Raw genomic sequence first — 12,594 nt, 5'->3', positions numbered from 1 at the left:
AGGCGTTCTAAAATTATCCATAGCCCGACTGAACGGCTGCTGTGTCACTGGGGGAGCCATCAGCCGAGGGTGACGAAAGGGCCGGCACCGACACAGGAGAATGCAGCCATGCTAACCGATCTGCAGGGTAATTCAGTTTCAGGCGCCACCTCGGCGGCGCTCGAGCTCTACGAGGGCGCCAACCGGGCGTTCAATCTCTACCGGGGCGACCCGATCGGCCTGATCGACGGCGCGATTGAAGCGGCGCCGGATTTTGCCATGGCCCATATTCTCAAGGCCTACCTCTATGGCGTGGCGACGGAACCCGGGGCTACCCTGGCGGCCGGGCGTATCGTCGAACGGGCGAAAACGCTGTCGCTGAATGCGCGCGAGAAATCCCATATCGGCGTGCTGGAGCGGATGCTGGCGGGCAACTGGACCTCGGCCGCGTTGGCGCTGGACGAACACAATATCAACTACCCACTGGATCTGGTCGGGTTGCAGTGCGGCCATCTGGCGGATTTTTACCGCGCCTGCGCCCGTGACCTGCGGGACCGGATCGCCCGTGCGCTGCCCAGGTGGTCACCCTCTGTACCGGGATATTCGATCGTGCTGGGCATGTATGCGTTCGGGCTGGAAGAATGCGGACACTACGCGCGTGCCGAAGAAACAGGACGCGAGGCAACCGCGCGGGAGCCGCTGGACTGCTGGGCCCACCATGCGGTCGCCCATGTGATGGAAATGCAGGGGCGTGCCGAGGACGGTGTTGGCTGGATGCGTACTCGAGAACCGGCCTGGTCCGGTGAGGATAACTTTTTCCGCGTTCACAACTGGTGGCACCTGGCGCTCTATTACCTGGATCTTGGCGATGTCGACGAAGCACTGAGACTCTATGACGGGCCTGTGCGTGAGGATCGCAGCCAGGTGGCGCTCGACATGATCGATGCCTCAGCTCTGCTGTGGCGGCTGTCGCTGCTCGGACGTGATCTGTCTGACCGCTGGCAGGAGCTCGCAAGCGCCTGGGATCAGCATGCCGATGGCAAGCTCTATCCGTTCAACGACTGGCATGCCGTGATGGCCTACCTGGGGAGCGGGCGCGACCAGGACGTTGAGCGCGTACTCAGTGCATTGCGCTCAGCCTCGGGTGCGACGCCGGAGGTTGCAGACTGGGCCCGGCAAGTCGGTTCGCCGCTGGTGGAAGGCTTTGTCGCGTTTTGGCGGGGGGACTATGCCACCGTTGCCGAGCGGCTGCACCGCGCGCGCTTTATCGTCAACCGCTTTGGTGGCAGTCATGCACAGCGTGACATTATTGACTGGACCCTGACGGAAGCGGCGGTGCGCGGTGGCATGACAAACCTGGCCGAGGCCCTGGTCAACGAACGGCGCGCGCTCAAACCCCACAGCCAGGTCAATCGCGGCTTTCTGGCGCGGCTGCATAATGACGCCAGCCACTGAAGCGGCGATACGGCAATCGATTCCCCGCTGCTTGTTTCCGGGGGCATGTCACCGGCTGCTTGTCACCGGGCAGCCTGGCTGCGGGGCGCTTGAGCGCCGCGTAGCTCCATTGCAGTCATGTACTCATCGTTGACGTACCCTCTGGTAGGTCGCTCTATACACGCTGTCAGCACGCGACGTACGGCCACACACGCAAAAGCCGCCTGCCTAAATGCAGGGCCCCCTGGTTCGCTGCAACCTTTAATGTATATACATCCGTCCCGCTTTTATGCCATGGCATGCCAGGCCGTGAGGTGCAGTTGTTGCTGCGCCTGGTTTTATGCCCAAGCCGCTGCAACTTGGTGATCTCATGTTATCTGTGATTGCCGGGTTGCCGGTTTTTCACAAGAAAGATTTGCCTTCTGAAAATCTTGTGTTATATATATGTATATACAAACTATGCAGCCCAAGGTGGATACGGTGTTTGAGACCTGTGATCGAATCTGGATCAACGCGAACCTGGCGACCTTCGACGAAGCTATCGCACAGCCCTACGGCGCCCTGTCGAATCAGGCGATCGGTGTGCGCGCCGGTCGCATCGTAGCGATTGCGCCGATGGCGCAGTTCCACGCTGACGCGGTTTGCGCTGATGTTGTCGATGCCCGTGGCGGCTGGATGACACCGGGCCTGGTCGATGCCCATACGCACCTGGTGTTCGCCGGCAGTCGCGCCAAGGAGTTCGAGCAGCGCCTGCTGGGGGCGAGTTATGAAGAGATCGCCCGCAGCGGCGGCGGCATTATTTCCACCGTTCGTGCTACCCGCGAGGCCAGCGTTGATGAGCTGGTGGTGCTGTCCGAGCCGCGCCTGCTGGCGCTGATGAAAGAGGGCGTGACCTCGGTCGAGATCAAGTCCGGTTACGGGCTGAGCCTTGAGGGGGAACTGAACATGCTGCGTGCGGCGCGCAAACTCGGTGAGCGTCACCCGGTGCGTGTGTCGACATCCCTGCTGGCTGCCCACGCGCTGCCGCCTGAATACAAGGATGACGCCGACGGCTATATCGATCTGGTCTGCAACGAAATCATTCCGGCGGCGGTTGCCGAAGGTCTGGCCGATGCGGTGGATGTGTTCTGTGAAGGTATCGCCTTTTCTCCGGCCCAGTGCGAACGGGTGTTCCAGGCCGCTCAGGCGCAGGGTCTGGGTATCCGTGCCCATGTCGAACAGCTGTCAAACCTGCACGGCGCCGCCCTGGCCGCGCGTTACGGCGCCTGGTCGGTCGACCACCTGGAATGGCTCGATGAGGACGGCGTGAAGGCGATAGCCGCCGCTGATACGGTGGCGACCTTGCTGCCCGGTGCCTTCTACTTCCTGCGCGACACCCAAGTGCCGCCCATTGAACTGCTGCGCCGGCACGGCGTGGGCATGGCCGTTGCCACCGACCTGAACCCGGGCTCGTCGCCGCTGGCATCCTTGCGCCTGGCGATGAACATGGCCTGCACCCTGTTCCGCTTCACGCCGGAAGAAGCCCTGGCCGGCGCCAGCCGCTTCGGTGCGCAGGCGCTGGGGCTCGCGGGCCAGGCGGGTCAGTTAAAGGCCGGCCTGCAGGCGGATATGGTGCTCTGGGACATCGATCATCCGGCCGAGCTGGCGTACCAGTTTGGCGTCAACCTGGTGCGCCAGCGCATCGTGGCCGGGGAGGTGCGCAATGTGTGATGTCCTTCTCGCTGCATACCAACCGATTCTGAAAACAGACAACGGGACCGCTCCTTTAGCCGCGTGTCTCATCCACTTCATTCTCAAGTGAGGCCCAGAACCATGTCTAATACCCGTCATGATCCCAGCCGCGTCATCAAGGCGCCAACCGGTAGCGAAATAACCTGCAAGAGCTGGCTGACCGAAGCGCCGATGCGCATGCTGATGAACAATCTGCATCCCGATGTGGCCGAGCGTCCGGAAGACCTGGTGGTATACGGCGGTATCGGCCGCGCTGCCCGTAACTGGGAATGCTACGACAAGATCATCGAGGTGCTGCAGCGCCTTGAGGACGACGAATCCCTGCTGATCCAGTCCGGCAAGCCGGTCGGCGTGTTCCAGACCCACGCCGATGCGCCCCGGGTACTGATCGCCAACTCCAACCTGGTGCCCCATTGGGCGACCTGGGAACACTTCAACGAGCTGGATAAGCAGGGCCTGATGATGTACGGCCAGATGACTGCCGGCTCCTGGATCTACATCGGTTCCCAGGGCATTGTTCAGGGCACCTACGAAACCTTTGCCGCCATGGCCAAGCAGCACTTCAATGGCGATGCCAGGGGGCGCTGGATCCTGACCGGTGGACTCGGCGGCATGGGTGGTGCCCAGCCACTGGCGGCAACCATGGCGGGCTACTCCTGCATCGCGGTTGAGTGTGACGAGACCCGTATCGACTTCCGCCTGCGTACCCGTTATGTGGACAAGAAGGCCTACAGCCTGGACGAGGCCCTGCAAATGATCGAGACCGCGAAGGCGGCGGGTGAAGTGGTCTCTGTGGGCCTGCTGGGCAACTGTGCCGATATCTTCCCGGAAATCGCCGAGCGTGGCATCGTGCCGGATGTCGTGACCGACCAGACCAGCGCCCATGATCCGCTCAACGGATACCTGCCCAAGGGCTGGACCATGGAGTACGCCGCCGAGATGCGCCTCAAGGACGAAGCCGCCGTGGTCGATGCCGCCAAGACATCCATGGCCATCCAGGTGCGTGCCATGCTGGCGCTGCAGACCAGCGGCGCCGCGACCACCGATTACGGCAACAACATTCGCCAGATGGCCTTTGAAAAGGGCGTCGAGAATGCGTTCGACTTTCCGGGCTTCGTACCGGCCTACATCCGTCCGCTGTTCTGCGAAGGGATCGGGCCGTTCCGCTGGGTGGCGCTGTCGGGTGATCCGGAAGACATCTACAAGACCGACCAGAAGGTGAAGGAGCTGATTCCGGACGATAAGCACCTGCACAACTGGCTGGACATGGCGCGCGAGCGCATCGCCTTTCAGGGGCTGCCGGCGCGCATCTGCTGGGTCGGCCTGAAAGACCGCGCCCGCCTGGCGCTGGCGTTCAACGAGATGGTGAAAAACGGCGAGCTGAAGGCGCCGGTGGTGATTGGGCGCGACCATCTGGATTCCGGTTCCGTGGCCAGCCCGAACCGGGAAACTGAATCGATGCAGGACGGCTCGGATGCGGTTTCCGACTGGCCGCTGCTGAACGCGCTGCTCAATACCGCCGGCGGTGCCACCTGGGTATCGATTCATCATGGCGGCGGCGTGGGCATGGGCTTCAGCCAGCACGCCGGCGTTGTGATTGTTGCCGACGGCACCGATGCGGCCGCCAGGCGCCTCGGCCGTGTGCTGCGCAACGACCCGGGCACCGGCGTCATGCGCCATGCCGATGCCGGCTACGACATCGCCATCGACTGCGCGAAAGAGCAGGGTCTCGACCTGCCGATGCTGGAAAACTAACCCCCTGCCAAATCACCCGGGCGCACGTGGCACCCTGCCACGTGCGCCCGCCTGCCTGATCTTTGTCCGTTACTTTGCTCATTGGCTGGCCGTGATACGCACATATCACGGCCGTTTTTTTGCGTTTTGATCGAGTCATCAGCGGTCCAGTGGCGCAATACAGCGAGCAATCCTTCATTTTGACTACCCGCTGGAGCACACCGGCCACGCAATAAAAAACGGGCGGGAAATGCATCCCGCCCGTTTTGAGTCCATCCGTAAGGCGATGGACGTTTAGATTTTCTGTGCCTGTACGATGCGCTCCAGAATGCCCTTGTGCAGCAGCAGCTCGGCCCTGGTTGCTGCGCCGTCGAGTCTGACAGCCTCGGCAGCGGCAACGGCGGCTTCAAAGGTGCTGTCGGTCGCGCCGTCGCCGTCGGTATCGACCGGGGAATCCAGGTCGTAGCCGCCGTTGGCGAAGTTGAGCCAGGCTGCCAGCAGCTGCTCGTCGAACAGTTCGTTCGCGGTGCCCCGGTTCTTGTTGACGAACAGCACTTTGACCGCATCCTGCCGGGTGTCCAGAGGGCTGTTGTCTTCATCGAACACATCGGACATCGTGCGAACGATATCCAGGTAGCACTCCAGCTGCGCATTCGTGAATGTATTGGGCGGCTGCGGCCGGTACTGGTTCAGCCACCAGCCGGAACCCCAAATGCTGTCGTCGTTGCCGGTGATGATCACCGTCGCGGTATCGGAGCTCGTGCCAGCGTCGTCATCCGTTACGCCGAGTTCGAGCGTGTACAGGCAGGCGTCTGCGTATATGTGGCTCGCGCTCCAGCTGACATCCCGCGGCTGGATCGACGGGCTCATGGCGGGGTCAGTCGCGGGCGGGTTGACCAGGCTGGTCTCAGCGTCACTGGTGCCGTCACCCCAGGTCCAGGTGGCGCTCAGGTCGTCGGAGCCCGGATCGGTCGTGCCGCCGGACACATCGACGGACTCGCCGGCGTGGGCCAGGTAAAAGTCCGAATCCAGCGCGGTGGTCGGGTCAGTATTGCTGATAGTGACATTGACCGTGGCGCAGTGCGAGCCGCCGTCATCATCGTTGCCGCAGACCTCGATGGTGTAGGTGCCGTTGTCGCCGTAAGTATGCTCGAGGCTGAAGCTGAAGGTCGCGTCGGGACGCACGTTTTCCAGTGTACCGGCGAGAGCCTGTACACCGTTGCCGTCACCCCAGTCCACCGTTGCGGTGATAACGTCCAGCCAGCCCGCATCGGCAATACTGCCGGAGAGGGTAATGGCCGTGTTTTCGCTGGTGCCCGTCACCGCGTTTGGCGAGACCACCGGATCAACGTTTTCGATGGTCACCGTGGTCGAGGCTTCATCGGAGAAGCCGGCGGCGTTGGTAACCCGCAGACCGATGGTCTGCACCTCGTTGTCGCCGACGTCGGTGAAGGTCGGGGATACACCGGTGGCATCATCAAATTCGCCGTCGTTGTCCAGGTCCCACTCGTAGCTGACGATTGCGCCGCCGGAGCTGTCGTCCGACTCCGTCGAACCGCTGCCGTCAAGCACCACGTCGGTGCCTTCATCGGTGTTGTAAGTGCCGCCGGCATCAGCGGTCGGTGCGCAAGTAACGGGTACGTCGAAATTGTCGGTGGGTCCGGAGTTGGCGTATTTATTGAAAGTGGCATTCAAACCCAGACCGCGCTCGGCAAAGATGCGCCACAGCAGGCAGAAGTTCGCGCCGGCGTTGTTGGCAGTGTCGGCGGCGATGATAGCGTCGCGCGCGTCCAGGTAATCCGGTAGTGCCGGGGTGGCTTTCATGCCGTCGATGACCAGCTGCGTGGTTGTGTTTACCCCGAGTTCGGCGCGAATGTCGTAGACCATCGAGGCCCAGATCTCGCCATTCGGGTGACCGGAACCGGCCCACGGATCGTAGTCGCTGTACATCAGGTTCGAGGCGTCGTAGGCCACGCTGCGGATACCGGTGGCGGCATTGCCGGTGACGTATTCGCCGACCGTATTGTCTCCCCATTTCAGGAACGAAATGATGTCCGACCAGCCCTCGCCGAGGGAAGCATGGACCAGGTTGGCACCGTAACCGAGATTACCGCCGCCGACGAGCCTGCTGGATACGCCGTGGCCATATTCATGGGCGATGACGTCGCCGTCCACCGAGCCATCGCCGTAAGGGCGGTTCGGTGACCACATGTACATCTGCATGCGCGGGCTGGTGCCGTCGCCGGGGGTCGCGAAATTGGCGTTGTTGCTGCAACGGATAGTGCCGTTCTCACAACCGAAATCCCAGCCGTCCTGCGCTTCGGCCAGGACCGGGTCGCCGCCGGAACCACCCTTGCCGAAGTTATCAACCTGGAAGTTGCCCGAAGCTTCGTCAAAGCCGTAACCGTAGAGCCAGTCATGCATCACGTTGGTGTAGTAGAACAGCTGCGTGATGACGAAATCGAGGTCGGCGTCGAGACTGTCGTCAGATCCGTCACCGCTGCTGCGCCAGTCATCTGTCCAGAGGTAGTTGAAGTGCTGGTATGCGGGGTCTCCGACATCCGGTGTCTGCGGCTGGTAACCAACGACGTCATCATCGGCCAGGTCGCGATAGGCATTGACGTTGTTACCGCTGGTGACGCGGCCAGTTACCCAGGAGCCGTCGATACCGGTAAAGGGTGTGTCTGCTTCAGCGGGGCTGTCCTCGGGATGCTGGCCGGTGAACACGGTACCCCCGGGGCCGGCATGCACGTAGAGGTTCTCCTCGTGCAGCACGGCACCGGAGTCGGCGTCGACGACGCTGCGCAGCCACAGCTCGCCGTCTACCTCGAATTCGACCTGCCACGCCAGCACCAGCCGGTTGCCGTGCTCAGAGGGATACCAGACCTGCTCCGCCGTCACCGGGTTTGGGTGCAGTACTCGGGCAAAGGTGTTTTCGAAACGCAGCTGGTTGCCGTTGCTCGGTAGCTCCGCCAGCCATAGCGGCAATCCGACTCCGGCGGCCTGTGCGGCACGCTGCAGGCCGGCCCGGGCATTCAGCGCCGCGGCGCCGGTTGGTGCACCGAGTGCAACCTCGCCACCCACCGAAATGACCCGCCCGAGTGCATCGATCGAGAAGGTCAGGCCGCTGTTGAGAACGCGATAACCCCTGATTTCCTGCCCCAGGGTGAGTTGCTGTACGCCGTTATGCTCGGTGCGGTAGCTGCGCGTTACCACCAGTTGCGACAGCTGGCGTCGGTTGAGCCCAAACCGCGAGGCATGCGCCTCGATGAAATCGAGTGCGATCTGCGTCGGCGGTAGTGACGAGGGATCGGTCAGGTAGGGCGTACCCAGCAACATGCGGGTACGCCCATCTTCATTCAGCCGTTCGATAGCGGATGATAACGGGTCCTGCGGAGGGCCGCCGGGTGCGGCATTTGTGGTGACGGGCGATAGCCACAAAAGGGTGCTCAGTACCGTTATGGTCTTGAGCGCCCCGTGGTTTTTTCTCCATATTGCAAAATCCATTAGCGTTCTCTCTCCTTGACGTTCGGTGAGGCGGGGACATCGTTTCCCGTTGTGGTGCAGTATCGCGCTATGTTCAGCGGCGCCCTGCGGTGCCCCGGAATCATGCGGCGATCGTTCTCTGCGGTTTTCTCCTGCCTGACTAGAAAGTGTGGGTGTTCATCACGAAAGGGTGGGCTGGAACAACAAAACAGTCTTGCAGCCTAGTGGAGCTAAACGGAAACCGACGCCTGTCAATTACCGGTTTTTCCGAATAGATCTAAAAATATACGCTAGTCGACCATTAAATGGCTGTTTTTAAAGCAAATGGAATGATTTTTTCTCGAAATATTCTCAGGCATTTTTTTGCATTGAGCGCGCTCAAGCGCGCATTTGCAGTCGCGCTCGTGTGTGAAAAAGCCTCGCAGGGCCGGCTGTAAATCGGAAGTAGAAGGTGGTGAAGACGAAACCGCCAGGTCTGGCTGGTCCGGTTTTGGGGGAGGGTTACGCGGACCCTCTGCCCCAACGTCTTGGGGATTCTTTAGTGGTCAGATCGGCCTGACACCTCACAGGAAAGTGCCAGGCAGCCTGCAATTCGCTCACGCGTTGCTGTATTGCAGCCTAAAATACGATGTATGTGTGCAGGCTCTTGAACATCGACACAGAAGGGGGCTATCTCATGTCCAGCCAAGATGAAGTCCGCAAAGCATCAACAGCATTCTACGAAGCCCTAAACCTCATGTTGAATGGTGATGCCGGGCCGCTGTCCGATATCTGGTCACATGGATCAGACGTTACTACGTTGCATCCGACCGGCGGACGCCAGGTAGGCTGGGGTGAAGTCTGGGAAAGCTGGAACCAGGTGGCTCAGCTGTCTACGGATGGAAAGGTTGTGCTGAAGGACCAACTCGTCCACGTTGTGGGGGACCTCGCCTATGAAGTGGGTGTTGAGCATGCAGAGTTCAAGCTGGCCGGGGAGAGGGTCTCTGGCCGAATGCGCGTGACGAACATTTATCAGCGAGAAGGTGGCGCATGGAAGGTTCGGCATCACCACACGGACTTGGCTCCGGAAGTAGTCGAAGTGCTCAATAACTTGCAGTCGCCGTTTGGGGCGGACTGAAGGTGGATTGAATAGTGTCGGGTGATTTATCAGAAGGAGAGGGGGCAGACCTTGCCTTTTGTGTAACCTTTTATAAGGAAGGCAAAGGGCAAGACCTGACCCCAAAGCCGTTACCTTTGGGCCTATGAATGGAATGCTGCAGAATACGAAAAAATCGCTGGTTAACTCTGTGCCAATACGTCGATGATCGGGCAGTCTGCTCCGCCAATACCTGCATCGCATTGTTGCACTAGGTCATTTAGTACCTGGCGCATAGCGGAGAGGTCAGCCATCTTCTGTTCTATCATGGCCAGCTTGTGGGCGGCCATCTCACGGGTCTCATGACACAGGCTCGTGTCGTCCAGCGAGAGCAATAAACCAATTTCAGATAGCGTGAAACCCAACATCTGTGCCCGTTTAATAAACCGCACGCGTTTCACCTGATCGGCCGAGTAACGCCGATACCCGCCCAGTGGTTTAGGCGGCTCATCCAGCAGGCCACGGCGCTGGTAGTAGCGAATAGTCTCCACGTTTACCTTGGCCGCCTCTGCGAGCTTACCAATCGTCAATTCTGTGGCCATCCCATTCTCCTTGACTCCGTACTAAGGTACGGAGATTAGAATAACACTAAGTCATCTGGTTCAAGGAGACAGATATGCCAATTACTGGCAAAGGATCACTCATCGCCAGCGGGCTGGCTGCTATTGGCGCGTCGGTGTGTTGTGTCGGTCCGCTCGTGCTGCTGGCATTCGGTATCGGGGGATCTTGGATAAGCAGTCTAACGGCGATGGAACCGTATCGACCGATCTTTGTCGCTCTGACATTTCTGTTTCTTGGGCTGGCTTTTCGCAAACTCTATTTTGTTCCGCAGGCCTGTACAACAGGCGCTGCCTGTGATGATCCGCGCTCGCGGATGCTGCAGCGGGTCGTATTTTGGGTTGTTTCCGCGCTGCTGCTAGGCCTGTTGGCCGTGCCGTGGCTGGCTCCGTTTTTTTACTGAAAGGACATTGCTATGCGCAAGTTATTAATTGCCTCTCTAGTAGCCATGCCCCTCGTGGTCTTGGCTGCTACACCGGAAACCGTCACCCTTGACGTGCAGAATATGACCTGCGCGGTTTGTCCAATCACTGTAAAGAAAGCTCTCGAAAGGGTGTCAGGCGTAAGCCAAGTGCAAATCGACTATGAAAATAAGACTGCCACTGTCACTTATGATCCGGATCAGGCGAAACCAAAGCAGCTGACCGACGCAACGACAAATGCAGGCTACCCTTCCGGCATCCAGAGGTAACGTTACCGTGAGCGACATCATTCTAGAGTCCGAGTTAACGTGCCCGCATTGCGGACATACTCAACAGGAAACCATGCCTACGGACGCTTGCCAGTTCTTCTACGAGTGCAGCCATTGTAAGGCGTTGCTACGACCCAAACCGGGTGACTGTTGCGTGTTCTGTTCCTTTGGATCCGTGCCATGTCCGCCAATCCAGCAGCAACGTGAGTGCTGCCATAGCAAGTCCTGACCTATTTCAACATTGTGAATGTCGAAGAATCCAGTGGGTGCGCGTAGTCGATCACATTTGTGGCGCGATGTGCATACGAACATGGAGAAGGGTGTTACCGGGGTTTAATTGAGGGCAGCCAATGTCTCTATGTCACGCGGCGTGACGCTTTGGTGAAACCTCTACGGAAAAGGGCGGGCTAGAAAAGAAGAAGGCCTGTAAAAACAGGCCTTTATGTACGGGTATTTGGTGGAGGTGGTCCAGTTGATCCAGGTGATTCCGTGTATGTGGTGTGGAAAGGAACTCCTTACGCACACATCATGGTCAAGATTGTCGCTCATGAGTGAATCATAGTGATCAAGCTTTAGGCTGAGCAGCCTATGAGCCTCGCTTATACTCGGTAAGCTTTCTATAGTTAAATTAGCAGGTGAGGATCTACGCAAGGACGGAACGAGGGCCGGAGTCGAATGCCTTTCGCTACCCGCCGCAAGGCGATCGATAAGCACCTACCATTCTGGCGGGAGGAGGTTGCAACAATGCCGAAGTTTATCGATGCTCATCCCATGCAGCCATTCACGGCGGCTGAACTGAATAAGATACAGAGTGCGCCGCCGGACGAGTTCGGGGTCACACACCACGATATCCTGTTCAGCGAGAAAGACAACAAGATATATTGCGTGCTGGACGCACCGAATATTGAAGCGATCCACAAGCATCATGCAAAGGCCGGCATTAAATGTGATTGGGTCCAGGAGGTGAAATCGACGCGCGGGTGATGGGCAGCCATTGTGGTCTGCATCAGCCTAGCCAATTTTTGACGTCATGAACATAGAAGCGAGGGATCTTCACCTGTGTGTTTCGAATCCTCGTTACAGGGGTGTTGTTAGCCCACTATTTACCGTAATAGATTGATTTTTCAGTGTTTTATTACTTCTGCCACACCGCATTGAACCACTGTAACTCACAACGCCTGTGACACACCTGCGACACATGGTGCTTGAATTGCCCCCATGACCTTGGGTTCTACGTTGTAGCCTATGCTTATCTGGTAGCATTTTCGGCTCTTAAATAAATGTAGATTTGTTCGTCGCTTAGGATCTTAGATCCTTTGGATTAAAAACCAATAAAAGCATTTACTGTTTGGTATTCAAGAAATAAATGTCCTTACTGAACTCTACCCAAATAGGATATCCTAGGTGTTCCAACCGCACCACAACCACCTTGACCTATCAGGATTATGTTATTTTTATCTTGAATGCTTATTAGGGGGCGGGGTCAGGTCTTGCCTTTTGTCTTATACATAAATCAGCCTGCGCTCGATGGACTAAGGACAATACTCTTTCACTTTTTCCAGGTAAGCGTCCGGCGAACCCGTCTTGAGCCCCCGGCCGGCCGCTGGCGATAGTGTCCACCTATTCATAAGTGGACACCTAATATGACACTGCTAAGACCACCGGAAGCCCCACATAAGCGTCGCCGCTTCACTGCCGAGTTTAAAGCCGGGATCGTGGCGGATTGCCAGCAACCAGGGGCATCGGTCGCCCGGATTGCCCTGGACCACGGACTCAACGCCAACCTGGTCCATAAATGGATCCGAGCGTCGCGGCAACCGTCGCCATCCCCGTCTTTCTTGCCGAT

Annotated in this window: 11 protein-coding genes; 9 read left to right on the top strand and 2 right to left on the bottom strand. The window is 58.8% G+C overall.

Translation table 11 applies throughout. From position 1 onward, the window contains the following. The first annotated feature begins 108 nt into the window (after positions 1-108). The 3 genes from F451_RS0113585 to hutU all read left to right on the top strand — a co-directional run bounded on the left by F451_RS0113585 (position 109) and on the right by hutU (position 4,899). Positions 109-1,434, top strand: coding sequence for a tetratricopeptide repeat protein (locus F451_RS0113585; RefSeq protein WP_020681926.1), 1,326 nt, complete (start codon positions 109-111; stop codon positions 1,432-1,434). A 423-nt stretch (positions 1,435-1,857) separates the two neighbouring features. Then, positions 1,858-3,123, top strand: a complete 1,266-nt coding sequence (hutI, locus tag F451_RS0113580; protein ID WP_020681925.1) for an imidazolonepropionase — start codon at positions 1,858-1,860, stop codon at positions 3,121-3,123. Between the two features lie 102 nt (positions 3,124-3,225). Further along, the gene (gene hutU, locus F451_RS0113575) at positions 3,226-4,899 is read left to right on the top strand and encodes a urocanate hydratase (RefSeq protein ID WP_020681924.1); all 1,674 of its coding nucleotides are present in this window, start codon (positions 3,226-3,228) and stop codon (positions 4,897-4,899) included. A gap of 273 nt (positions 4,900-5,172) precedes the next feature. On the opposite strand, the gene F451_RS0113570 is transcribed toward hutU, so the two are convergent. Further along, positions 5,173-8,385 (bottom strand): M36 family metallopeptidase, encoded by a 3,213-nt coding sequence (locus tag F451_RS0113570; protein WP_020681923.1) that lies wholly within the window; start codon positions 8,383-8,385, stop codon positions 5,173-5,175. Between the two features lie 655 nt (positions 8,386-9,040). Between F451_RS0113570 and F451_RS0113565 the strand changes: the two genes are divergently transcribed. Next, positions 9,041-9,481: a YybH family protein gene (locus tag F451_RS0113565; protein WP_156826482.1), complete on the top strand. Its 441-nt coding sequence runs from the start codon at positions 9,041-9,043 to the stop codon at positions 9,479-9,481. Positions 9,482-9,642: 161 nt separating this feature from the next. Here F451_RS0113565 and merR read toward each other — a convergent pair whose 3' ends face one another. Then, positions 9,643-10,041 carry an Hg(II)-responsive transcriptional regulator gene (merR, locus tag F451_RS0113560; protein ID WP_020681921.1) on the bottom strand — a complete coding sequence of 133 codons (399 nt, stop codon included), beginning with the start codon at positions 10,039-10,041 and terminating at the stop codon, positions 9,643-9,645. A gap of 74 nt (positions 10,042-10,115) precedes the next feature. Between merR and F451_RS0113555 the strand changes: the two genes are divergently transcribed. The 5 genes from F451_RS0113555 to F451_RS28710 form a co-directional block, all read left to right on the top strand. Next, entirely contained in the window at positions 10,116-10,460 is a 345-nt protein-coding gene (locus F451_RS0113555) for a mercuric transporter MerT family protein (protein WP_020681920.1), read from the top strand. A gap of 12 nt (positions 10,461-10,472) precedes the next feature. Further along, the gene (gene merP, locus F451_RS0113550) at positions 10,473-10,748 is read left to right on the top strand and encodes a mercury resistance system periplasmic binding protein MerP (RefSeq protein WP_020681919.1); all 276 of its coding nucleotides are present in this window, start codon (positions 10,473-10,475) and stop codon (positions 10,746-10,748) included. Next, positions 10,717-10,977: a GDCCVxC domain-containing (seleno)protein gene (locus F451_RS28620; RefSeq protein ID WP_276202601.1), complete on the top strand. Its 261-nt coding sequence runs from the start codon at positions 10,717-10,719 to the stop codon at positions 10,975-10,977. The genes merP and F451_RS28620 overlap by 32 nt, the downstream gene beginning before the upstream one ends. 515 nt (positions 10,978-11,492) lie before the next feature. Continuing rightward, positions 11,493-11,732, top strand: a complete 240-nt coding sequence (locus F451_RS0113545) for a nickel-binding protein (protein WP_026291754.1) — start codon at positions 11,493-11,495, stop codon at positions 11,730-11,732. 659 nt (positions 11,733-12,391) lie between these two features. After that, on the top strand, positions 12,392-12,594 hold a 203-nt coding region (locus F451_RS28710), incomplete at its 3' end, for a transposase (RefSeq protein WP_156826481.1).

Origin of the sequence: Marinobacterium rhizophilum DSM 18822 (assembly GCF_000378045.1) — a bacterium.
Taxonomy (GTDB): domain Bacteria; phylum Pseudomonadota; class Gammaproteobacteria; order Pseudomonadales; family Balneatricaceae; genus Marinobacterium_A; species Marinobacterium_A rhizophilum.
Note: the sequence above shows the minus strand (reverse complement) of the source record. Positions and strands in the feature narration are given on the sequence as shown.